Below are 20,951 nucleotides of genomic sequence, written 5' to 3'. Positions count from 1 at the left end.
GCTTGATCGGCGGCACGTTTGGGCGTGTCGTCGCGCGGGGCGGCGTGTGCGCCGCCTCGTCGGTAGCCGGCGCGGGAGGGGCGATGTTGCGTGGCACGGTGATGGACGCCGGGACGGACTTTTCGGCGACCAAGGCTCAGTTCGACCTGCCCGCCGGGGTGATCTACCTCGACGGCAACTCGCTCGGTCCGCTCCCCGAGGGCGCCGCCGAACGTGTCGCCACGATGATGCGCGAGGAGTGGGGCCAGCGCCTCATCCGCGGCTGGAACGATGCCGGCTGGATGGCCGCGCCCGAGCGGATCGGCGACCGCATCGCGCCACTCGTCGGCGCCGCCGCCGGCACGGTGACGATGGGCGACACGCTCTCCATCAAGATGTTCCAGGCGCTCGCTGCCGCGCTCGACCTGCGGCCGGAGCGCAAGGTGGTCCTGTCCGACGACGGCAACTTCCCGACCGATCTCTACATGGCGCGCGGCCTGATCGACACGCTGGGCCGCGGGCACGAGCTGCGCATCGTCGCGCCGGAGGCGGTGGAGGAGGCCATCGACGACAGCGTCGCGGTCCTGATGCTGACGGAAGTCGACTACCGGACCGGCCGCCTGCACGACATGGCGCGGCTGACCGCCAAGGCACACGCCGCCGGCGCGCTCGCCGTGTGGGACCTCGCCCACTCGGCGGGCGCGCTGCCGATCGACCTCGCCGGTGCGGGGGCCGACTTCGCCGCCGGCTGCACCTACAAGTACCTCAACGGCGGCCCCGGCGCGCCGGCCTTCATCTACGTGGCGCCGCGGTGGGCGGACGTCGCGCGCCCGGCGCTCTCCGGCTGGCTCGGCCACGCGGCGCCCTTCGCCTTCGACCTCGACTACCGCCCCGGCGCGGGCGTCTCGCGCATGCGCGTCGGCACCCCGCCGATCATCGGCCTCGCCGCGCTCGACGCCGCGCTCGACGTCTGGGACGGCGTCCGCCTCGCCGACATTCGCCGCGCCTCGATCGCGCTGTGCGAACGCTTCATCGCCGAGGTGGAGGCGCGCTGCCCGGCGCTGACGCTCGCCTCGCCGCGCGATCCGGCACAGCGCGGCAGCCAGGTCTCCTTCCGTCATCCGCAGGGTTACGCCATCTGCCAGGCGCTGATCGCCCGCGGCGTGATCGGCGATTTCCGCGCTCCCGACGCCCTCCGCTTCGGCTTCGCACCCCTTTATATCGACGAGGCGGACGTGCTCGCCGCGGTCGTCGTTCTGGAGGCCGTCATGTCCGAGGCGCTGTGGGACCGGCCGGAGTACCGCACCCGGGCGCGCGTCACGTGACGGGGCCCTACGATCCGGCGGGCGAGGGGGCGGAGATGTCCTTCGCCGAGCGCATGTCCTACGGCGACTATCTGAAGCTCGACCAGGTGCTCGGTGCGCAATCGCCGCTGTCGGACGCGCACGACGAGCTGCTCTTCATCGTCCAGCACCAGACGAGCGAGCTGTGGATGAAGCTCGCGGTACACGAGATCCGCTCCGCCAGCGCCGCGATCCACCGCGGTGACGTGCAGCCGGCGTTCAAGATGCTGACGCGCGTCGCCCGGATCTTCGAGCAGCTCAACTCGGCCTGGGACGTCCTGCGCACGATGACCCCGAGCGAGTACACCGAGTTCCGCGGCGCGCTCGGTCAGTCGTCCGGGTTCCAGTCCTACCAGTACCGCGCGATCGAGTTCCTGCTGGGCAATCGCAACCACGCGATGCTGCGCCCCCACGCCCACCGGCCGGAGATCGTCGCCAAGCTGGAGGCGATCCTCGCCGCTCCCAGCCTCTACGACGAGGCGCTGCTGCTTCTCGCGCGCCACGGCTTTGCCGTCGGCGCCGACGCCGCGCGGACCGAGTGGCGCACTCCGCGCGAGGCGAACCCAGCGGTGCTGGAGGCGTGGCGGACGATCTACGCCGCGCCCGCGACCTATTGGGAACTCTACGAGCTGGCCGAGAAGCTGGTCGATCTGGAGGATTATTTCCGCCGCTGGCGCTTCAACCACGTCACCACCGTGGAGCGCATCATCGGCCTGAAGCGCGGAACGGGGGGGACGGGGGGCGTGTCGTACCTGCGCAAGATGCTCGACGTGGTGCTCTTCCCGGAGCTGTGGGAGGTGCGCACCGCGATGTAGCGGCGCAATCTTTCTCCGCCGCCGCCCGCAGAGGTCGCGCTCGGCGCATTTGCGCGCTAGAGCCTTCGAGCGGTCCGCCATCCGGCACGCCACGCCGGACGCGGCCACGCCATCACGCTCGAGGAGATCCCCATGCGCTTCGTCTCTTATGTTCGGCTCGGCCGGCCGTCCTTCGGTGCCCTCGTGGACGGCGGGATCGTCGATCTCGCGCGCCTCATTCCCGGTATCGACACGCTGCGCGAGGCGATCGCGGAGGACCTCCTCGACGAAGCGGCGCGCGCCATCGTCGGCCGCAAGGCGGAGTTCGCGCTGTCGGACGTGACGCTGCTGCCGGTGATCCCGGAGCCGGGCAAGGTCCTGTGCGTGGGCGTCAACTACGTGGCGCACCGCGAGGAGACCGGGCGCAAGGAGGTCGGCCACCCAACGATCTTCACCCGCTTCGCCGATTCGCTGGTGGCCGACGGTGCGCCGATCATCAAGCCGGCCGTGTCCGACAATCTCGACTACGAGGGCGAGCTGGCGCTGGTCATCGGCCGCGGCGGGCGCAACATCAAGCCGGAGGACGCGCTCGACCACGTCGCCGGCTATGCCCCGTTCATGGACGGCTCGGTGCGCGACTTCCAGCGCCACACCGCGCAGTTCACGCCGGGCAAGAACTTCCCCGGCACCGGCGGCTTCGGCCCCGCGCTGGTGACGCCCGACGAGATCGGCGACCTGGCGGCGTTGCCGATCGAGACCCGCCTCAACGGCGAGACGATGCAGAAGGCCTCGCTCGCCGACCTCATCTTCTCGATCCCCGACGTGATCGCCTACTGCTCCCAGTTCACCCCGCTGGCGCCGGGCGACGTGATCGCCACCGGCACGCCCGGCGGCGTCGGCGAGCGGCGCACCCCGTCGGTGTGGCTGAAGGATGGGGACGTGGTCGAGGTCATGGTCGGCGCGGCCGGCACGCTCACCAATCGCATCGTCGCCGAGCGTTGAGCGACAAGGGCCGGCTCGCGGGCCGCCCGGCGGCCCGGTCCGGCTCATCCGCGAGGCGGAAGGACCGCCTCGCATCCCAGCGACGACCGGCGCCGAGGGGGCCGGCAGGCGGCGCTCAGCGCATCCAGTGGATGCCGCACTCGGTCTTACCGGCTTCGCTCCAGCGGCCGGCGCGCGCGTCCTCGCCGGCGGCGGGGCGGGCGGTGCAGGGGGCGCAGCCGATCGACGGGTAACCCTCGGCCACAAGCGGGTGCCGCGGCAGGTCGTGTTCGTCGATATATTGGTCGACGTCGTCCTGGCTCCAGGTGGCGATCGGGTTCAGCTTGATGTGCGTGCCGTCCGCCTCGACGATCGGCAGCTGACGCCGTGCGAACGTCTGGTGGCGGCGGCGGCCGGTGATCCACGCGTCGTAGGGCTTCAGCGCGCGGTTCAGCGGGTGCACCTTGCGGATCGCGCAGCAGGCGTCGGGATCGCGCTTGTGCAGCATCCCGTCGGGGTCGTCCTGCGCGAGCGCCAGCGGCTCGGGGTAGAGGTCGACCACGTTCGTCAATCCGAGGCGCTTCACCACCTCGTCGCGGTAGCGCAGCGTCTCGTCGAAGTGCTTGCCGGTCTGCAGGAAGAGCACCGGCAGGTCCGGCACCACTTCGGCGACGATGGACAGCATCGTGATGGAATCCGCCCCGAACGACGAGACCAGCGCCAACCGGTCGGGGAAGAAGTGATAGGCCATGGTCCCGATCAGCTCGGCCGGGGCGAGGTCGCCGTAGCGAGCGTCGAGGTCGGCGGCGCGAGCCTCGACCGAGCGCTGGGGAATGTCGAGCATGGCGCTCTCCTGAAAAGTCCGGAAGACGGCGGGCGGTCAGCCCACGAACGCCTTCTCGACGACGAATCGTCCAGGTTGTGAGTTCGACCCCTCGTCGAGCCCGGCCGCCTCGCACAGTTCGCGCGTGTCGGTCAGCATCGCGGTGGAGCCGCAGATCATGACGCGGTCGTCTTCGGGCGACCACGGACTGGTCCCGGTGACTTCGAAGAGATCGCCGGACCGGATGAGGTCGGTACAGCGGCCTTCCAGAGTGTTGGGGCCGGGGGATTCGCGCGTGACGGTGGCCACGTGCTTCAGCCGGTCGCCCACGAGTTCGGACAGCATCTCGTCGCTGCGGATCTCGTCGACGATGTCGATTCCGTATTGCAGCTCGGCCATCTGCCGGCACGTCTGCACCAGGATGACCTGCTCGAAGCGCTCGTAGGTCTCCGGGTCGCGCGCCACCGAGGTGAACGGGGCGATACCGGTGCCCGAGGAGACGAGCCACAGGTTCTTGCCCGGCACCAGCGCGTCGTGGACGAGGGTGCCGGTGGCCTTCGGCTTCAACAGGATCTCGTCGCCCGGCTTGATGTGCTGGAGGCGCGAGGTCAGCGGGCCGTTCGGCACCTTGATGGAGTAGAACTCCAACTCGTCCGCCCAGTTGGGGGAGGCGATCGAGTAGGCGCGCAGGAGCGGCTTGCCGTCCGCCATCAGCCCCAGCATCGCGAACTCGCCGGAGCGGAAGCGGAACGAGGACGGCCGGGTGGTTTTGAACGAGAACAGGTCGTCCGTGTAATGGTGGGTCGAGAGGACGGTTTCCGTCGGGATCGCTGCCATCTGATGTCTTTTTCCGTGTTACTGACCGTGACGCGCGGCCCAGATGCCGTGCTCTGGTCCACGGCTGCCGCGCCTAGGCATATACAACTCGCGGACCGTCAGTGACATTGCGTTGGCCCAAGCCGCTTCGCCCTGACGCTCCATCTCCGAATCCTCGATCGCGACCGCGTCGAACCCGGACTGGAAGGCATGGCGCGCCTGGTCGGGGACGAGGGGGCCGGCGGCGATCAGGCGCCCCTGGTAGCCCTTCGCCCGCAAGCTGTTACCGACCGAGAATCCCCGCCCGTCCGCATAGCCGCCGAGCCGCACGGTCACCGTCGGCTCGATCGGCAGGGTCTGCGGCACGTCGTCTCCGGCCAGCTCGAGGCCCAGCTCGATGGTGTCGTGGCGGGCCAGCCCGCCCTCGTGATCAAGCAGCCACATTGAGAGGCTCCTCGTAGACGGCGGTCTTGAAGACGGCCTTGCCGACGCGTCGGTAGGTGTCGGAGAAGGACTCGCCCGCGTCGCGGTTGGCCTTCCAGGTGGCGATGATGCGGTCGACCACCGCCGGCACTTCCTCGGCGGAGAAGCCGGGGCCCAGGATCTCGCCCACGCTGGCGTGCTCGTCGGCCCGTCCGCCGAGGGTGATCTGGTAGCTCTCCTTCTCGGCCTTGTTGAGGCCGAGGATGCCGATGTTGGCCGCGTGGTGGTGGCCGCAGGCGTTGATGCAGCCGGAGATGTTGATCGTCGGCCCGGACGGGTCCTCGCCATTGGCGCGGGCCGCTGCCTCGACGGCCGAGATCTGCTCCGACAGTGCCTGCGCGACCGGGATCGAGCGGGCCGTCGCCAGGGCGCAATAGTCGAGCCCCGGACAGGCGATGATGTCGCTCGTCAGGCCGACATTGGCGGTGGCGAGGCCGGCCTCGACCAGCGCCTCGTAGACGGCCGCGAGGTCGGACTTGGCGACATAGGGCAGCACCACGTTCTGGCGGTGCGTGACGCGCAGCTCGGAGTGCGAGAAGCGCTCGGCTAGGTCGGCCAGCGTGCGCATGTCTTCGCCCGTCGCGTCGCCCGGGATCGCCCCGCGCGCCTTGAACGAGACCGAGACCGCCGCGTAGCCCGGCACCTTGTGCGCCATGACGTTCTGGCTCAGCCAATCGCCGAACGCGCCCGTCCCCTCGACCGTGAGGTCGGCCAGCGGGGCGACCTGGGCGAGGTCGAAGTGGGTGGCGATCCGGTCGTACTCCTCGGCGGCGACGTCGAAGATGGAGAGGTCGCGCAGCGCCATGTCGTCATAGACCTGCCGCTGGTACTCCTCGAGACCCATCTCGGCGACGAGGATCTTGATGCGAGCCTTGAACTTGTTGTCGCGCCGGCCGTGCAGATTGTAGACGCGCAGCATGGAATCGAGGGTCGGCAGGAGCCGCTCGAACGGCACGTCCGCCTCGAACAGCTGGGCGACGCGGGGCGTGCGTCCCTGCCCGCCGCCGACCCAGATGTCGTAGTCCGGGCGTGTGCCGCCGTCCGCCGGCAGCTTCGCCACCAGGCCGATGTCGTGGAACTTCATCGCCGCGCGGTCCTCGGCGGCGCCGATCACGGCGAACTTGAACTTGCGCGGCAGGTAGGCGAACTCGGGATGCGCGCTCGACCACTGGCGCAGCAGCTCGCACGTGGCGCGCGGGTCCAGCCACTCGTCGCCCGCCGCGCCGGCGTAGGCGTCGGTCGTGACGTTGCGGATGCAGTTGCCCGACGTCTGGATCGCGTGCATCCCGGCCTCGGCCAGAATGTCGAGCATGTCCGGCACGTCCTTCAGCTGCGTCCAGTTGTACTGGATGTTCTGGCGCGTGGTGAAGTGGCCGTAGCCGCGGTCATATTTGTCCGCCAGGTGGGCCAGCGTGCGCATCTGAGCGGCCGACAGCGTGCCGTAGGGGATCGCGACCCGCAGCATGTAGGCGTGGAGCTGCAGGTAGAGGCCGTTCTTCAGCCGCAGCGGCTTGAACTCGTCTTCCGAGAGCTGGCCGGCGATGCGGCGCGCCACCTGGTCGCGGAACTCGGCCGCGCGCGCGGCGACGAACGCCTGATCGTATCCGTCGTATTGGTACATGGTTCCTCTCAGGCCGCCTGGTGTGCGGTCGGGAGTGCAAAGGAGGGACCGGAGAGGCGGCGACGCTCGCGCAGGAGCACCGGTTCACCGGTGACCGGATCGAGCGCCATCAGATAGGCGCCGACGACGCGGTTGGCAGCCTCTTCGCGCCGCCCGACGTCCTCCAGCGGGGCGCGGGCGTCGGGCCCGGCGCGCTCGGCCGTTTCGATGTCGGTCGACCAGTCGCTGCCCGTCCAGTAGACGATGGCGCCGGTCAGGATCTCGTTCGCCGTGAGCACCGACGGGCCTGCGAGCCGCTTCTCTTTCGCCATCACGCCCTCTCCACTTGTGGCCGCGGCGGTCCGGATCCGGGTGCCGCGGCGGTGGCGCGGGACCGGGCCGATGCCCGATCGACGAGACGCGCCGTTTGTCTCATGCAAGATGTCGTTGTCCCTGGTCGGTGGCAACATCGGGGATGAAATAAGTCAGGGCGCGATGCTAGAGTGAGAGAAGCGGGAAAATTTCCCGAGACCGACCTGCGGAGGACGACAGCGCGCCATGGACGATCTCGATCGGAGAATCCTCGACATCCTGCAGAAGGACGCGACCCTGCCGGTCGAACGGGTGGCCGCCATGGTGAACTCGTCCAAATCGCCGGTCTGGAACCGAATCCGCAAATTGCGCGAGGCTGGTATCATCGACCGGCAAGTGGCGATCCTCGACCCGCAGAAGGTCGGCCGGGCGGAGGTCTTCTTCGTCATGGTGAAGACCTCCAGCCACTCGAAGGACTGGCTGGAGCGGTTCGCCAACGCCATCGCCGACATGGGCGAAGTGCAGGAGGCCCACCGCCTCGCCGGCGAGATCGACTACCTTTTGAAAGTCCGTGTGACCGACACGCGCGCCTTCGACACCTTCTACAAGCGCCTCGTGGGCGAGGTGGAGCTCTTCAGCGTGACGTCGCTCCTGTCGATGGAGACGCTGAAGGAGACCACCGAGATCCCGCTTCTGGAGGAGGAGGGCGAAACGTCGTGAGTGTGTGGCGCGGCGGACCTAGGCAGGGCCGCGCGCGGGCGATTAGGTGCGACGTGACATTAGGAGGCACCATGTTCCGCACATTCACCATCAGCGCCGCCCTGCTGGCGCTCACCCTCACCGGCGCCGCCGCCGGGGAGACGCGCGACGAAAAGATGGCCGAGGAGGCGGCGATCCAGGATCAGGCGCATGGCGTGGAATCGATCGCCGCCGAGGCCGCCGAGGACGCCGGCAACGAGCCCGGCGAGGCCGAGGCGGGCGGCATGGAGCGCGAGGTCGACGAGATGGAGCGCAGCGAGGATCAGGACGGGTGCGAGACCGACGATTCGATGGCCGGCTGCGGCGGCGAGATCAACCTCGACTGACGCCCCGGCGCCGCGGTCAGACGGCGACGGAGAGCCGCTTCCAGTCGCCGCCGCGGCGCTCGCGCGTGGCGGCGCCGGTCTTCGGGTCGCTCTGCCAGCCGACGCGGATCTGGTTGCGGCCGGATTGCTTGGCGGTGTAGAGCGCCGCGTCCGCCGTCTTGAACCAGGCGGAGACGTTGGCGAAGGCGTCGCTCAGCGGCGCCACCCCGAAGGAGGCGGTGACCGCGATCCGCTCGACCTCGGCGATGGTCATCGCGGCGATGGCCCGCCGCGCACGCTCCAGCAGCGGCAGCGCGGTATTCAGCGAATGGTCCGGCAGCGCCACGGCGAACTCTTCGCCGCCCAGGCGGCACAGCATCGCCTCCGCGCCCAGGACGTCGCTCATCACGTCGGCGACCGTGCGCAGCACCGCATCGCCGGTCGCGTGGCCATGGCTGTCGTTGATGCGCTTGAAGTGGTCGAGATCGATGATCGACAGAACCGCCGGTGCGGCGCTCTGGGCGTGGTCGGCGACGAGGCCGCTCAAGGTGGCGATGAACGGCTGGCGACGCATGAGACCGGTGAGATCGTCGGTCTCGGCCCGCTCGGTCAGTTCCAGCTCGCTGATGATGCAATTGGCGAACTGCGCCAGGATCCGCGTCTCGCGCTCGCTGAAGGCGCGGGGCGTGCCGTCGCCGGCGACGACCGCGCCCCAACCGTCGTGCGGGGTCACGAACGGGGCGGCGATCATCGCACGCAGGTGCGGTTCGGTGTCCGCGGCAGGGCAGTCGGCCAGCGCGAGCGGCTCGCCCAGCGCGATGGTGCGTTCCACCAGAGCGGCGATGGCGGGGTTCGGCGCACTCAGCCAGCGGGACACGCCGGCCGGGAAGACGACCGCGGCGAACGGGACGTCGAGCACCATGCGGATGGTATCGATGATGGGCGCGCTGATGCGATGGCATGCGGCGCGCTCCCTGCGGCTGGGCGCGTGTGGCTGACCGTCCGGGCCCGCCCTGGTCGTGTCGATCAACATACGCCCCCGTGCCAGCCCGGTTTCGTCGATGGTGGCGAGCCACGGGCCCGCCCTCGGCCGGCGACGCCCGGTGCGCCGCGATGGTGGCTGAGAGATAGGCCCTTAACCGTCACTTGCCTGCTTACAAATAAGTCATTTCAATGGCCGCATATAGCGCGGCGACGGGTACAATTGTTGCGTTGGTAAACGCTTCCTCGCAATTTTGGCTCGATCTGCACGGTTCGTGCCGAACGGCCCCGACGTCACGGCTTTTTGATGCGCCTGCAATAAAGTTCAAGGCGGTGCCTGACAACCTCGTATCCCAGCTCTTTGGCGATTTCTGCCTGCAGGCGCTCGATCTTGTCCGACGCGAACTCGATCACGTCGCCGGTTTCTATGTCGATAATGTGGTCGTGATGCGGCAGGTCGGCGGTTTCGAAGCGGGCCGGGGTCCCTTCGAACACGTGCCGGTGGACGATGCCCTGCGCCTCGAGCGCGGCGAGCGTGCGGTAGACCGTGGCGAGGGAGACGGTCTCCTCGATATCCTTGGCGCGGCGGTGCAATTCGCTGGCGTCCGGGTGGTCGCCGGCCTCCGACAGCACTTTCAAGATAGCCGCGCGCTGGCGCGTGATCCGCACCCCGTCCGCGCGCAGCGCCTGCTCCAGTCGATCTGCCGAGGCCTCGTCCATGACGCTCCAACTTAAAGGGTTGAGCCATGGCGGGCAAAGCGCATCGCCGCCCACAATGCAATCTGTTGATGGATGGTGGCGGGATTGCCTTGCCAAGCGCCTTTAATTTCGGCCAAACCGGAAAAAATGATGGCGGATGGGGACGGCAGATGAAGGGCGACTTCGCGGATTTGACCCGCCCGGCCGACGTCGCCATGCGCCAGGACGCCATCGTCGCCCTGGCGCGCGAGCAGGGCCGCGTCACCGTGGACGACCTCGCCGCCCACTTCGACGTCACGCCGCAGACGATCCGGCGCGACCTCAACGAGTTGGCCGCGCGGCAGATCCTGCAACGCGTCCACGGCGGCGCCGTGTTCTCCACCGGTGTCGCCAACCTGGAATACGAGAAGCGCCGGCAGGTCGCGGCAGGGGAGAAGGCCGCGATCGGCCGCGCCGCCGCCGCGCTGATCCCGGAAGGCGCCTCGCTCTTCGTCAACATCGGAACCACCACCGAGGCGGTTTCCGAGGCGCTCCTGTCGCACGACGCGTTGATGGTGATCACCAACAACATCAACGTCGCCAACCGGATGCGGCTGCACCCCAAGTTCGAGGTGGTGATCGCCGGCGGCGTGGTGCGCGGGTCCGACGGGGGCATCGTCGGCGAGGCGGCGAGCGACTTCATTCGCCAGTTCAAGGTCGACTATGCGGTGATCGGCGCCTCCGCCATCGACGCCGACGGCGCTCTGCTCGACTACGACTTCCGCGAGGTGCGGGTGGCGCAGGCGATCATCCAGAACGCGCGCCACGTGATCCTCGTCAGCGACGCCTCGAAATACGAGCGCGCCGCACCGGTGCGCATCGGCCACATCAGCCAGGTGGCCACCTTCGTGACGGACGAGGCGCCCGCCGCGCTCGCCGAGGTCTGCCATCAGCACGATGTCCGCCTGATCGAGACCGCCAAGGGCTGACCGGCCCCGTCATCCCCGCCATTTTCCGCCCCTGCGACGCCGCGTGCCGCGGCGCGCGCGCGTGCGCCCGCCATTCGGGCGAGGCTTTCATTTGACATTCGAATGGCGTTCATTTAGCCAAATCGGAGGGGAGAAAACGCTCGTGGATCAACACGACACCTTCGACGTCATCATTATCGGTGGCGGCATCAACGGCTGTGGAATTGCGCGCGACCTGGTGGGCCGTGGCTACTCCGTTCTGCTCGCCGAGAAGGTGGACTTCGCGTCCGGCACGTCGTCCTGGTCGACGAAGCTGATCCACGGCGGCCTGCGCTATCTCGAACATTACGAATTTCGTTTGGTGCGCGAGGCGCTTATCGAGCGCGAGGTGCTGTGGGCCATGGCTCCGCACATCATCCGCCCGCTGCGGTTCGTGCTGCCGCATCACGAGGGCCTGCGTCCGACCTGGATGCTGCGCCTCGGCCTCTTCGCTTACGACCATCTCGGCGGGCGCAAGCTGCTGCCGGCCACGCGCACGCTCGACCTGCGGAGCGACGAGGCGGGGGCGCCGCTGAAGGACGAGTTCGTCAAAGGCTTCGAATATTCCGACTGCTGGGTCGACGATGCGCGGTTCGTCGTCCTCAACGCGCGCGACGCGGCCGACCGCGGCGCCACCATCAAGACCCGCACCGAAGTCACCGAAGCGCGGCCGGACGGGGAGGGCTGGTGCGTCACCCTGCGAGGGGCGGACGGGGCGTTGGAGACGGTGCGCGGTCGCTGCCTCGTCAACGCCGCGGGCCCGTGGGTGGACCATGTGCTGGGCGAGACCTTCGGGCGCAACGACGCGCACAACGTCCGCCTCGTCCAGGGCAGCCACATCGTGGTGCGCAAGCTCTACGACCACGACAAGGCGTACATCTTTCAGAACGGCGACGGGCGGATCATCTTCGCGATCCCCTACGAGGGCGAATTCACCCTCATCGGCACCACCGACAGCGACTTCACCGGCGATCCGCGCGCGGCGACCATCAAGGACGCCGAGATCGACTACCTCGTCGCCGCCGCCAGCGAGTACTTCAAGACGCCCGTGACGCGGGACGCGCTGGTGTGGACCTACTCGGGCGTGCGGCCGCTCTTCGACGACGGCGCGTCCAAGGCCCAGGAGGCGACGCGCGACTACGTGCTGCGCACCGAGGGCGGGCACGGCAAGCCGGCGCTTCTCAACGTCTTCGGCGGCAAGCTGACGACCTACCGCCGTCTCGCCGAGTCGGCGGCGGAGCGGATCGCCGGCCTAATCGGCGGCAAGGGCGGCAACTGGACCGCCAAGGCTCCGCTTCCGGGCGGCGACATGCCGATCTCCGTCGCGCAGGGTTTCGCCCGGCGACTGACCGACACCTACCCGTGGTTGGACGCCGCGTTGGCGGCACGGCTGGCACGGCTCTACGGCGTGCGGGCGCAGGACATCCTGCGCGGCGCCACCGGGGCGGACGACCTCGGCCGCCGGTTCGGCGCCGGCCTCACCGAGCGCGAGGTGCGTCATCTCATCGATACCGAGTGGGCCATCACCGCCGAGGACGTCCTGTGGCGCCGCACCAAGCTGGGGCTCTTCATGACCGACGACGAGCGGGCCGGGCTCGACGAATTCATGAAGGACGCCACGGGTCACGCCGCACACGCGGCCTGATTGACGATCGCGGCGCCAGCGCCGCAACACTATAGGCCGGATGCAACCGGCGGCTGCGGCAGGGGCCGCGAAAGGGAGGGGCGATGCTGGAATTGCGCGGCGTGGGCAAGCGTGTGGGCGAGGCGATGCACCTCGCCGACATCTCGCTGTGCCTGCAGCCGGGGTCGCTGAACGTGCTGCTCGGCCCCACACTTTCCGGCAAGACGAGCCTGATGCGCCTGATGGCGGGCCTCGACCGGCCCACCACCGGGACGGTCCATGTCGACGGGGCGGACGTCACCGGGGTGCCGGTGCAGAAGCGCGACGTCGCGATGGTCTACCAGCAGTTCATCAACTACCCGGCGATGACCGTGTACGACAACATCGCCTCGCCGATGAAGATCGCCCGCAAGTCGAAGGCCGAGATCCGGGCGGCGGTGGCGAAGGTGGCCGATCTGCTACAGCTCACCCCCTACCTCGACCGCATGCCGCTGCAACTCTCCGGCGGGCAGCAGCAGCGCACCGCGCTTGCCCGCGCGCTCGCCAAGAACGCCCGCCTGGTGCTGCTGGACGAGCCGCTCGCCAACCTCGACTACAAGCTGCGCGAGGAGTTGCGCGCGGAGCTTCCGAAGATCTTCGCCGAGTCGGGCGCGATCTTCGTCTACGCCACGGCCGAGCCGGAGGAAGCGTTGCTCTTGGGCGGCAACACCGCCACGCTGAAGGAGGGCCGCATCACCCAGTTCGGGCCGACGGTGGAGGTCTACCGCAAGCCCAACACGCTGGATACCGCGCGAACCCTGTCGGACCCGCCGCTGAACTGGGCCTGGGTGCGCAAATCGGGCGACATGCTGCTGCCCGACGTCGGCGACGAGGGGCAACCGGGCTTCGACGCGATCCCCGTGCCGACGCGCTATGTCGGGATCCCCGATGGACGCTATGCGCTGGGTCTGCGCCCGCACCATCTCGCGCTGCACCGCTCCGACGCCGACGAGGTTCCGGTGACAGGACAGGTCGTCAGCACCGAGATCACCGGCTCGGAGACCTTCATTCACATGCGCGTGCTGGGCGACTGGATCGTGCTGGCGCACGGCATCCACGACCTGGAGCCCAAGACGCCGGTCGAGGTCTATTTCTCGCTCGATCGCCTGATGCTGTTCGATGACGACGAGCGGGCGGTCGAGGCCGTGCCTCTCGTCGAGGAGGCCTGAGCGATGGCCGAAATCAACCTCGACCACATCCGCCACGCCTACGGCTCCGGCCGGAGCCGGGCCGATTATGCGTTGAAGGAACTCAACCACGTCTGGAGCGACGGCGGCGCCTATGCGCTGCTCGGCCCGTCCGGCTGCGGGAAGACGACGCTCCTCAACATCATCTCCGGCCTCGTGATCCCGTCCGAGGGGCGGGTGCTGTTCGACGGCGAGGACGTCACCCAGCTGCCGCCCGAAGCGCGCAACATCGCCCAGGTGTTCCAGTTCCCGGTCGTCTACGACACGATGACGGTCGCCGAGAACCTCGCCTTCCCGCTGAAGAACCGGGGGGTGCCGCGCGCCAAGATCGAGGAGCGTGTGCCACGCATCCTGGAGATGCTGGGCCTCGGCGCACTGGCCGACCGTCGCGCGGCGAGCCTGACGGCGGACCTGAAGCAGAAGATCTCGCTCGGCCGGGGGATGGTGCGCGAGGACGTCTCGGCGATCCTGTTCGACGAGCCGCTGACCGTGATCGACCCGCATCTGAAGTGGCAGCTCCGCTCCCAGCTCAAGACGCTGCACCGCGAGTTCGGCCATACCATGGTCTACGTCACGCACGACCAGACCGAGGCTCTGACCTTCGCCGACACGGTCGTCGTCATGTACGACGGCGAGGTGGTGCAGGTCGGCACCCCGCAAGACCTCTTCGAGCGGCCGCAGCACACCTTCGTCGGCTACTTCATCGGCTCGCCGGGCATGAACGTGTTGCCGGTCACGCTCGACGGCGCCAGTGCCACGCTGGGCGGGGAGACGATTGCGCTGCCCGGCGCCGCGACGGTCGCGGCCGGTGCGAAGACGGCCCTCGGCATCCGGCCGGAATTCGTGGCGCTGGGGGAGGAGGGGCTGCCCTTCACCGTGACCCGCGTCGACGACATCGGGCGCGAGAAGATCGTCCACGGCACGCTCGCCGGTCACGCCGTCGCGGCGATCCTGCCGGAGGGCGCCGAGGTCCCGGCGCACCCGCGCGCCGCCTTCCGACCGGAGGGCATCAACGTCTACGCCGACGACTGGCGGATCGAGGTGGCAGGGTGACCAAGACCGAAAACAACCGCGCCTGGTTCCTCGTCCTGCCGGTGCTCTTGCTGGTGGCGCTGAACGCGATCCTGCCGCTGATGACGGTGGTGAACTATTCGTTGCAGGAGAGTTTCATCGCCGGCTTCTGGGACTGGGTCGGCACCCGGCACTACGAGGACGTCCTCTCGTCGGAGCGGTTCCACCACGCGCTGATCCGCCAGTTCGCGTTCACGTTCATCATCCTGGCGATCGAGGTGCCTCTGGGCGTCGCGGTGGCGCTGGCGATGCCGAAGAAGGGCGGGTGGGCCTCGCTCTGCCTGGTATTGATGGCGCTGCCGCTGCTGATCCCGTGGAACGTGGTCGGCGCGATCTGGAACATCTTCGCGCTGCCGGAGATCGGCCTGCTGGGATGGGGGCTCAACGCGCTCGGCATCAACTTCAACTACACCAATCAGCCGATCTCGGCCTGGTTCACCGTGGTGTTGATGGACGTGTGGCACTGGACGTCGCTCGTCGTGCTGCTGGCCTATGCAGGCCTGCAATCGATCGACGACGCCTACTACCGCGCGGCCAAGATCGATGGCGCGTCGCGCTGGGCGGTCTTCCGCTATATCCAGCTGCCGAAGATGAAGACGGTGCTGATCATCGCGATCCTGCTGCGCTTCATTGATTCGTTCATGATCTACACCGAGCCGTTCGTCCTCACCGGCGGCGGCCCCGGCAACGCGACGACGTTCCTGTCGATCGACCTGGTGAAGGCGGCCGTGGGTGAGTTCAACCTCGGCATCGCGGCGGCCATGTCGATCATCTACTTCCTGATGACGCTGCTGGTCTGCTGGCTCTTCTTCACGCTGATGACGAAGGACAAGGAGGCCCATCCATGACCGCCGCCGCCGCCGCCGCTCGGCGGCCCGCCCGCCGCATTCCGCTGCGCTGGTTGGTGCCGACGCTCTACATCGTCTTCCTGATGCTGCCGATCTATTGGCTCATCAACATGAGCTTCAAGACCACGAACGAGATCCTCGGCGGCTTCAGCCCCTATCCGCAGAACTTCACCGTCGACAGCTACGTCGAGATCCTGACGAACCCGGCCTGGTACATGGGCTACGTCAACTCGATGATCTACGTGATGATGAACACGGTGATCTCGGTCACGGTGGCGCTGCCGGCGGCCTACGCCTTCTCGCGCTACCGGTTCATGGGCGACAAGCACCTCTTCTTCTGGCTGCTCACCAACCGCATGGCGCCGCCGGCGGTCTTCGTCCTGCCGTTCGTCGAGCTCTACTCGTCGCTCGGGCTGTTCGACACGCACTGGGCCGTCGCGCTGGCGCACTGCCTCTTCAACATCCCGCTCGCGGTGTGGATCCTGGAAGGGTTCATGTCGGGCGTGCCGAAGGAGATCGACGAGACCGCCTACATCGACGGCTACTCGTTCCCGAAGTTCTTCGTGAAGATCTTCATGCCGCTGATCGCGAGCGGCATCGGCGTCACCGCGTTCTTCTGCTTCATGTTCTCGTGGGTGGAGATGCTGCTGGCCAAGAACCTCACCACCGTCGCCGCCAAGCCGATCGCCGCGGTGATGACGCGCACCGCCTCCACCTCCGGCTACGAGCTGGGGCTGCTGGCGGCCGCCGGGGTGCTGACCATCATTCCGGGCGCGATCGTCATCTATTTCGTGCGCAACTACATCGCCAAGGGCTTCGCCCTGGGGCGGGTGTGATGAGAGGTCCGATGCTCCAGCGCGCGCTCCTGGCGGTGTCCTTCGCGCTCGCCGCCGTGCCCGCCTTCGCGCAGGCCGCCGAGCCGACCTTTGCCGAGATGGTCGGCCTCGGCTGGATGGCCTGGACGTGGCAGACGGCGGTGTTCTTCGCCTCGATCGCGGCCGCGCTCGTCCTGATGACGCTGTGGGAGGTCGTCCGGCCGGGCGGCGCCCCGCGCGACGGTGCGCTCGGCCTCACCACCACCCGCGGCGACCGGCTCTTCATCTCGTTGCTGGCCGCCGCCTACATCCACCTCGGCTGGCTCGCCTTTGCCGGCGGGCCGCTGTGGATCGCGTCGATCATCGCCGTCGTCGTGGCGCTGATCGTGTTCACGGTCGTCTGAGCGATGACCTTACGCGCGGTTGCATACCATGGTCACCTCGCCCTTGTGGTCGTGCAGGGTGAGCGAGCGGCGCGTGGTGTCGAACACGCTGTAGTGGCCCCCGTCGGTCATGAAAAGGCCGTAGTCGGCGTTGCCGCCGGTCTCGATCCAGGCGACCTTCCTGGCCGTGTCGCCGATCTTCACCTCGCGCGTGGAGAGCGTGACGTCGACATCGTTGCAGCTCCAGTCGCCGACGAAGGCGTCTGTGGAGAGATCGACCTTGCTGTCCGCGCATCCGGCGAGGAGCGCGACCAGTACCAGAGCGGCGCTCGTGCCGCAGGTCCGAAACACCATACCCATCCTGACCTTGCATGGCCTCGGCTCGCAGGGACCGGCGCCCGAGTCGGCTCATTCTAGCAGGACCGACCGGGCAAAAACACGAACAAAACTAAAAGGGAAGGAACCACGATGAGACACCTACTTCTCGCCACGGCCGGCGTCATGGCGCTGTCCGCGGCCACTCCGGCGCTGGCGGACATGGCCGCCGCCGAGCGCTGGATCGACGACAGCTTCCAACGCTCCGCGCTCTCGCCCGACGAGCAGAAGGCGGAGATGGAGTGGTTCATCAAGGCCGCCGAGCCGTTCCAGGGGATGGAGATCAACGTCCTCTCCGAGACCATCCCGACGCACACCTACGAGTCGGAGGTCCTCACCAAGGCGTTCGAGGAGATCACCGGCATCAAGGTGAACCACCAGCTCCTGGGCGAGGGCGAGGTCGTCCAGGCGGTTCAGACGCAGATGCAGACGAACCGCAACCTCTACGACGCCTACGTCAACGATTCGGACCTCGTCGGCACCCACGCCCGCTTGCAGGCCGCGGTGAACCTGTCCGAATGGATGGAGGGCGAGGGCAAGGACGTCACCAATCCGGGCCTCGACCTGGAGGATTTCATCGGCAAGGAGTTCACGACCGGGCCGGACGGTGCGCTGTGGCAGCTCCCCGACCAGCAGTTCGCCAACCTCTACTGGTTCCGCAAAGATTGGTTCGACGACGAGGACAACAAGGCCGCCTTCAAGGAGAAGTACGGCTACGACCTCGGCGTGCCGGTCAACTGGTCCGCCTATGAGGATATCGCCGAATTCTTCTCCAACGACGTCAAGGAGATCGACGGCGTCCGCATCTACGGCCACATGGACTACGGCAAGCGCGCGCCGGACCTCGGCTGGCGCATGACCGACGCGTGGCTCTCCATGGCCGGCGAGGGTGACAAGGGCCTGCCCAACGGCCGCCCGGTCGACGAGTGGGGCATCCGCATGGAGGAGGGGTCGTGCAACCCGGTGGGCGCGTCCGTGACCCGCGGCGGTGGCACCAACTCCCCGGCTGCGGTCTACGCGATCGCCAAGTGGGACGAGTGGCTGCGCACCTACGCCCCGCCGTCCGCCGCGTCCTACGACTTCTACCAGTCGCTCCCCGCGCTCAACCAGGGCAACGTGGCGCAGCAGATCTTCTGGTACACCGCCTTCACCGCCGACATGGTGAAGCCGAAGTCCGAGGGCAACAACACCGTCGACGACGAGGGCATGCCGCTGTGGCGCATGGCGCCGTCGCCGCACGGCCCCTACTGGGAAGAGGGCATGAAGGTCGGCTACCAGGACGTCGGATCCTGGACCTTCCTGAAGTCCACCCCGGTCGACCGCCGCAAGGCCGCCTGGCTCTACGCCCAGTTCGTCGGCTCCAAGACGGTCGACACCGAGAAGAGCCACGTCGGCCTCACGTTCGTGCGCGACTCTACCGTCAACCACGAGAGCTTCACCGAGCGCGCGCCGGCGCTGGGCGGCCTCGTCGAGTTCTACCGCTCGCCGGACCGCACCCGCTGGACCCCGACCGGCGTCAACGTGCCGGACTACCCGAAGCTGGCGCAGCTGTGGTGGCAGTACATCGGTGACGTGAACGCGGGCAACTACACCCCGCAGGTCGCCATGGACCGCCTCGCCGGCGAGATGGACCAGATCATGGCCCGCATGCAGCAGGCCGACGAGAAAGCCAACGTCTACGGCGGCTGCGGCCCGCGCCTCAACGAGGAGCGCGACGCCCAGTACTGGCTCGATCAGCCGGGCGCGCCCAAGCCCAAGCTCGAGAACGAGAAGCCGCAGGGCGAGACGATCGCCTACGAGGAGATTATCAAGCAGTGGCAGTAGGCGCCCGGCGTACCGCCGCGGCCCACCACTGAACCGACGCGGAGACGGGGTGCCCACGGCGCCCCGTTTTTCGTAGGGGCCGATGCGCACGGCGACGCGCGATGCCCGGCGACGACGAGGCCCCACGATCGCGCCGCTGCGACGCGGATCGCGTCAATTCGATCATACAATTTGGTTCACCACACACCTGTCGCCTATACGCGCCATGAGTGTGCGCGGGCGGACCGGCTCGCGCCGCCCTGAGAAAGGATGCCCCGAATGCAGATCGCAACCCCACTCAAGCGCGTGATGGCCGCCACCCTCGCCGGTGTGCTGGCGGGCGGGATCGTCGCGCAGAGCGCGCTGGCCTGCACCGGCATCATGCTGACCACCACCGGCGGGCAGACCGTCAACGGTCGCACGCTCGAGTTCGGCATGTACATCGACACCGACATCGTCATGATCCCGCGCGGTTACGCCTTCACCGGCGAGACGCCGTCGGGCGAGGGCATGGCATGGACCGCCAAATATGCCGCCGTCGGGGCGATCGCGTTCGGCAATCTGGCGCTGATCGACGGGATCAACGAGAAGGGCCTCGCGGTCGGATCGTTCTATTTCCCGTCCTATGCCGGTTATTCGCAGACGACGCCGGAAAACCAGGCGCAGTCGATGGGGCCGGCGGACTTTCCCAACTGGCTCGTCACCAGCTTCGAGACCGTCGACGAGGTGCGCGCCGCGCTAGAGAAGGGCACGGTGAAGATCGCGCCGACGCTGATCCCCGGCTTTCCGCCGGTGCCGCAGCCGCTGCACTACGTCGTCTACGACAAGAGCGGCAAGAGCCTCGTCATCGAGCCGATGAACGGGGAGCTGACGCTGTTCGACAACCCCCTCGGCGTCATCACCAATTCGCCGACGTTCGACTGGCACATGACCAACCTGCGCAACTACGTCGCCCTCAACCCGCTCAACGTGCCGCAGGTCGAGGTGAACGACATGAAGCTCGAGCAGCTCGGCCAGGGGACCGGCCTCCTGGGGCTTCCGGGCGATTTCACCCCGCCGTCGCGCTTCGTGCGGGCGGCCGCCTTCAGCGCGATGGCGGTCCGGTCGAAGACCTCGCAGGAGGCGGCGCTCCAGGTCTTCCACATCCTCAACAATTTCGACATTCCGGTCGGCGCCGCGCGCGCGGAGGAGGACGGCAAGACGCACTTCGACTACACGATGCTGACGGTCGCGCGCGACCCGGGCACGCTGCGCTATTTCTGGAAGACCTACGACGACCAGACCATCCGCATGGTCGACATGACGACGCTGGACCTCGACGGGACCGCGGTCCTGAAGCTCTCCACCGAGGGCCGGCAGCCGATCGTCGATATGTCGTCCGATCTGAAGTAGGCCGGTGCGCGCCCGCCGCGGCGTGCTCGGCGGTTCGACCTGCGATACGCTGGACGCCGTCACCGCCGCGGCGAAGTCGGCTGCGGCGCCGGGGAGGGGCCGATGGGTTGGAAGCGGGCGATCGGACGCTGTCTCCTCGGCGCCCTCCTGGCCTCGGCCATCGGCTCGTTGATGACGGCGGTGACGCTCGCCGTAGTCGCGGCGGTCGGCGCGCCGCCGTCCGAGGGCGGCTCGCTCGTCGGGGGCGTCGTCAAGGGGGTCGTGCTGTTCGGGGTCTTCGGGCTGATCATCGCCGGGGTGCCGGGCTTGCTGCTCGGCGCGCCGATCTGGTTCGCGATGGACCGCGCGGGGCTGACGCCATGGCGCGGCGGCGTCGTCGGCGCCGTGGTGGGGCTCGTCCTCGGCATTCCCATCGCCCACGCCTTCGCACCGGTCTGCGCCCTCAGCGGCGCGCTCGCCGGTCGCTGGAGTGTCCAACTGGTCGACCGGTGGGTGCCCGCCCGCACCCGCGCGCGGGCGACGCCCGTGCCGCGATCCGGCGCCGACGCGTAGA

23 protein-coding genes are annotated in these 20,951 nt (G+C 68.3%); 15 read left to right on the top strand and 8 right to left on the bottom strand.

From position 1 onward, the window contains the following. Window positions 1-83: 83 nt before the first annotated feature. The 3 genes from kynU to MRB58_RS00325 all read left to right on the top strand — a co-directional run bounded on the left by kynU (window position 84) and on the right by MRB58_RS00325 (window position 3,118). A complete protein-coding gene (kynU, locus tag MRB58_RS00335) occupies window positions 84-1,304 on the top strand; it encodes a kynureninase (protein WP_244779629.1) in 1,221 nt (406 codons plus the stop codon). 35 nt (window positions 1,305-1,339) lie between these two features. Further along, the gene (gene kynA, locus MRB58_RS00330; protein WP_244781853.1) at window positions 1,340-2,137 is read left to right on the top strand and encodes a tryptophan 2,3-dioxygenase; all 798 of its coding nucleotides are present in this window, start codon (window positions 1,340-1,342) and stop codon (window positions 2,135-2,137) included. 132 nt (window positions 2,138-2,269) lie between these two features. Next, the gene (locus MRB58_RS00325; RefSeq protein ID WP_244779627.1) at window positions 2,270-3,118 is read left to right on the top strand and encodes a fumarylacetoacetate hydrolase family protein; all 849 of its coding nucleotides are present in this window, start codon (window positions 2,270-2,272) and stop codon (window positions 3,116-3,118) included. A 115-nt stretch (window positions 3,119-3,233) separates the two neighbouring features. On the opposite strand, the gene MRB58_RS00320 is transcribed toward MRB58_RS00325, so the two are convergent. The 5 genes from MRB58_RS00320 to MRB58_RS00300 are packed head-to-tail and all read right to left on the bottom strand — an operon-like array spanning window position 3,234 to window position 7,151. Next, window positions 3,234-3,941, bottom strand: coding sequence for a phosphoadenylyl-sulfate reductase (locus tag MRB58_RS00320; protein WP_244779625.1), 708 nt, complete (start codon window positions 3,939-3,941; stop codon window positions 3,234-3,236). Window positions 3,942-3,977: 36 nt separating this feature from the next. Continuing rightward, a complete protein-coding gene (locus tag MRB58_RS00315) occupies window positions 3,978-4,757 on the bottom strand; it encodes a ferredoxin--NADP reductase (protein ID WP_244779623.1) in 780 nt (259 codons plus the stop codon). A gap of 18 nt (window positions 4,758-4,775) precedes the next feature. Continuing rightward, window positions 4,776-5,180, bottom strand: coding sequence for a DUF934 domain-containing protein (locus MRB58_RS00310; protein WP_244779621.1), 405 nt, complete (start codon window positions 5,178-5,180; stop codon window positions 4,776-4,778). Then, the gene (locus MRB58_RS00305) at window positions 5,167-6,840 is read right to left on the bottom strand and encodes a nitrite/sulfite reductase (RefSeq protein WP_244779620.1); all 1,674 of its coding nucleotides are present in this window, start codon (window positions 6,838-6,840) and stop codon (window positions 5,167-5,169) included. Before MRB58_RS00305 ends, MRB58_RS00310 begins: the two co-directional genes overlap by 14 nt. An 8-nt stretch (window positions 6,841-6,848) precedes the next feature. Then, window positions 6,849-7,151 (bottom strand): DUF2849 domain-containing protein, encoded by a 303-nt coding sequence (locus MRB58_RS00300; protein WP_244779618.1) that lies wholly within the window; start codon window positions 7,149-7,151, stop codon window positions 6,849-6,851. Between the two features lie 226 nt (window positions 7,152-7,377). On the opposite strand from MRB58_RS00300, the gene MRB58_RS00295 reads away from it, so the two are divergent. Both MRB58_RS00295 and MRB58_RS00290 read left to right on the top strand, forming a co-directional pair. Next, on the top strand, window positions 7,378-7,851 hold the full coding sequence (locus MRB58_RS00295; RefSeq protein WP_244779616.1) for an Lrp/AsnC family transcriptional regulator: 474 nt from the start codon (window positions 7,378-7,380) through the stop codon (window positions 7,849-7,851). Window positions 7,852-7,922: 71 nt separating this feature from the next. Further along, window positions 7,923-8,216: a hypothetical protein gene (locus tag MRB58_RS00290; protein ID WP_244779614.1), complete on the top strand. Its 294-nt coding sequence runs from the start codon at window positions 7,923-7,925 to the stop codon at window positions 8,214-8,216. A gap of 16 nt (window positions 8,217-8,232) precedes the next feature. Here MRB58_RS00290 and MRB58_RS00285 read toward each other — a convergent pair whose 3' ends face one another. Next, window positions 8,233-9,228: a GGDEF domain-containing protein gene (locus MRB58_RS00285; RefSeq protein WP_256461695.1), complete on the bottom strand. Its 996-nt coding sequence runs from the start codon at window positions 9,226-9,228 to the stop codon at window positions 8,233-8,235. A 242-nt stretch (window positions 9,229-9,470) separates the two neighbouring features. Continuing rightward, a complete protein-coding gene (locus tag MRB58_RS00280; protein ID WP_244779611.1) occupies window positions 9,471-9,896 on the bottom strand; it encodes a Fur family transcriptional regulator in 426 nt (141 codons plus the stop codon). A 194-nt stretch (window positions 9,897-10,090) separates the two neighbouring features. Between MRB58_RS00280 and MRB58_RS00275 the strand changes: the two genes are divergently transcribed. The 7 genes from MRB58_RS00275 to MRB58_RS00245 all read left to right on the top strand — a co-directional run bounded on the left by MRB58_RS00275 (window position 10,091) and on the right by MRB58_RS00245 (window position 16,849). Then, entirely contained in the window at window positions 10,091-10,843 is a 753-nt protein-coding gene (locus tag MRB58_RS00275) for a DeoR/GlpR family DNA-binding transcription regulator (protein WP_371747269.1), read from the top strand. A 142-nt stretch (window positions 10,844-10,985) separates the two neighbouring features. Continuing rightward, window positions 10,986-12,506 carry a glycerol-3-phosphate dehydrogenase gene (gene glpD, locus MRB58_RS00270; RefSeq protein WP_244779607.1) on the top strand — a complete coding sequence of 507 codons (1,521 nt, stop codon included), beginning with the start codon at window positions 10,986-10,988 and terminating at the stop codon, window positions 12,504-12,506. Between the two features lie 83 nt (window positions 12,507-12,589). Then, window positions 12,590-13,693: an ABC transporter ATP-binding protein gene (locus MRB58_RS00265; RefSeq protein WP_244779605.1), complete on the top strand. Its 1,104-nt coding sequence runs from the start codon at window positions 12,590-12,592 to the stop codon at window positions 13,691-13,693. A gap of 3 nt (window positions 13,694-13,696) precedes the next feature. Further along, window positions 13,697-14,764, top strand: coding sequence for an ABC transporter ATP-binding protein (locus MRB58_RS00260; RefSeq protein ID WP_244779603.1), 1,068 nt, complete (start codon window positions 13,697-13,699; stop codon window positions 14,762-14,764). Continuing rightward, window positions 14,761-15,630, top strand: a complete 870-nt coding sequence (locus tag MRB58_RS00255) for a carbohydrate ABC transporter permease (RefSeq protein WP_244779601.1) — start codon at window positions 14,761-14,763, stop codon at window positions 15,628-15,630. Before MRB58_RS00260 ends, MRB58_RS00255 begins: the two co-directional genes overlap by 4 nt. Next, window positions 15,627-16,466, top strand: coding sequence for a carbohydrate ABC transporter permease (locus MRB58_RS00250; protein WP_244779596.1), 840 nt, complete (start codon window positions 15,627-15,629; stop codon window positions 16,464-16,466). Before MRB58_RS00255 ends, MRB58_RS00250 begins: the two co-directional genes overlap by 4 nt. Before the next feature lie 11 nt (window positions 16,467-16,477). Next, window positions 16,478-16,849, top strand: coding sequence for a DUF2160 domain-containing protein (locus MRB58_RS00245; protein WP_244779595.1), 372 nt, complete (start codon window positions 16,478-16,480; stop codon window positions 16,847-16,849). 9 nt (window positions 16,850-16,858) lie between these two features. Here MRB58_RS00245 and MRB58_RS00240 read toward each other — a convergent pair whose 3' ends face one another. Then, window positions 16,859-17,188 (bottom strand): hypothetical protein, encoded by a 330-nt coding sequence (locus tag MRB58_RS00240; RefSeq protein ID WP_244779593.1) that lies wholly within the window; start codon window positions 17,186-17,188, stop codon window positions 16,859-16,861. 108 nt (window positions 17,189-17,296) lie between these two features. On the opposite strand from MRB58_RS00240, the gene MRB58_RS00235 reads away from it, so the two are divergent. The 3 genes from MRB58_RS00235 to MRB58_RS00225 all read left to right on the top strand — a co-directional run bounded on the left by MRB58_RS00235 (window position 17,297) and on the right by MRB58_RS00225 (window position 20,950). Beyond that, entirely contained in the window at window positions 17,297-19,027 is a 1,731-nt protein-coding gene (locus tag MRB58_RS00235) for an ABC transporter substrate-binding protein (protein WP_244779592.1), read from the top strand. Between the two features lie 258 nt (window positions 19,028-19,285). Next, a complete protein-coding gene (locus MRB58_RS00230; protein ID WP_244779591.1) occupies window positions 19,286-20,398 on the top strand; it encodes a linear amide C-N hydrolase in 1,113 nt (370 codons plus the stop codon). Between the two features lie 102 nt (window positions 20,399-20,500). Then, window positions 20,501-20,950 (top strand): hypothetical protein, encoded by a 450-nt coding sequence (locus tag MRB58_RS00225; RefSeq protein ID WP_244779589.1) that lies wholly within the window; start codon window positions 20,501-20,503, stop codon window positions 20,948-20,950. Window position 20,951: the final 1 nt, after the last annotated feature.

It is taken from the genome of Acuticoccus sp. I52.16.1, from assembly GCF_022865125.1.
Classification (GTDB): Bacteria; Pseudomonadota; Alphaproteobacteria; order Rhizobiales; family Amorphaceae; genus Acuticoccus.
This window is presented reverse-complemented; position numbering and strand designations above follow the sequence as displayed.

Coding starts and splice junctions, on each gene's coding strand:
- kynU (WP_244779629.1), top strand. CDS start 84: ATGTTGCGTGGCACGGTGATGGACGCCGGGACGGACTTTTCGGCGACC.
- kynA (WP_244781853.1), top strand. CDS start 1,340: ATGTCCTTCGCCGAGCGCATGTCCTACGGCGACTATCTGAAGCTCGAC.
- MRB58_RS00325 (WP_244779627.1), top strand. CDS start 2,270: ATGCGCTTCGTCTCTTATGTTCGGCTCGGCCGGCCGTCCTTCGGTGCC.
- MRB58_RS00320 (WP_244779625.1), bottom strand. CDS start 3,941: ATGCTCGACATTCCCCAGCGCTCGGTCGAGGCTCGCGCCGCCGACCTC.
- MRB58_RS00315 (WP_244779623.1), bottom strand. CDS start 4,757: ATGGCAGCGATCCCGACGGAAACCGTCCTCTCGACCCACCATTACACG.
- MRB58_RS00310 (WP_244779621.1), bottom strand. CDS start 5,180: ATGTGGCTGCTTGATCACGAGGGCGGGCTGGCCCGCCACGACACCATC.
- MRB58_RS00305 (WP_244779620.1), bottom strand. CDS start 6,840: ATGTACCAATACGACGGATACGATCAGGCGTTCGTCGCCGCGCGCGCG.
- MRB58_RS00300 (WP_244779618.1), bottom strand. CDS start 7,151: ATGGCGAAAGAGAAGCGGCTCGCAGGCCCGTCGGTGCTCACGGCGAAC.
- MRB58_RS00295 (WP_244779616.1), top strand. CDS start 7,378: ATGGACGATCTCGATCGGAGAATCCTCGACATCCTGCAGAAGGACGCG.
- MRB58_RS00290 (WP_244779614.1), top strand. CDS start 7,923: ATGTTCCGCACATTCACCATCAGCGCCGCCCTGCTGGCGCTCACCCTC.
- MRB58_RS00285 (WP_256461695.1), bottom strand. CDS start 9,228: ATGTTGATCGACACGACCAGGGCGGGCCCGGACGGTCAGCCACACGCG.
- MRB58_RS00280 (WP_244779611.1), bottom strand. CDS start 9,896: ATGGACGAGGCCTCGGCAGATCGACTGGAGCAGGCGCTGCGCGCGGAC.
- MRB58_RS00275 (WP_371747269.1), top strand. CDS start 10,091: ATGCGCCAGGACGCCATCGTCGCCCTGGCGCGCGAGCAGGGCCGCGTC.
- MRB58_RS00265 (WP_244779605.1), top strand. CDS start 12,590: ATGCTGGAATTGCGCGGCGTGGGCAAGCGTGTGGGCGAGGCGATGCAC.
- MRB58_RS00260 (WP_244779603.1), top strand. CDS start 13,697: ATGGCCGAAATCAACCTCGACCACATCCGCCACGCCTACGGCTCCGGC.
- MRB58_RS00250 (WP_244779596.1), top strand. CDS start 15,627: ATGACCGCCGCCGCCGCCGCCGCTCGGCGGCCCGCCCGCCGCATTCCG.
- MRB58_RS00245 (WP_244779595.1), top strand. CDS start 16,478: ATGCTCCAGCGCGCGCTCCTGGCGGTGTCCTTCGCGCTCGCCGCCGTG.
- MRB58_RS00240 (WP_244779593.1), bottom strand. CDS start 17,188: ATGGGTATGGTGTTTCGGACCTGCGGCACGAGCGCCGCTCTGGTACTG.
- MRB58_RS00235 (WP_244779592.1), top strand. CDS start 17,297: ATGAGACACCTACTTCTCGCCACGGCCGGCGTCATGGCGCTGTCCGCG.
- MRB58_RS00230 (WP_244779591.1), top strand. CDS start 19,286: ATGCAGATCGCAACCCCACTCAAGCGCGTGATGGCCGCCACCCTCGCC.
- MRB58_RS00225 (WP_244779589.1), top strand. CDS start 20,501: ATGGGTTGGAAGCGGGCGATCGGACGCTGTCTCCTCGGCGCCCTCCTG.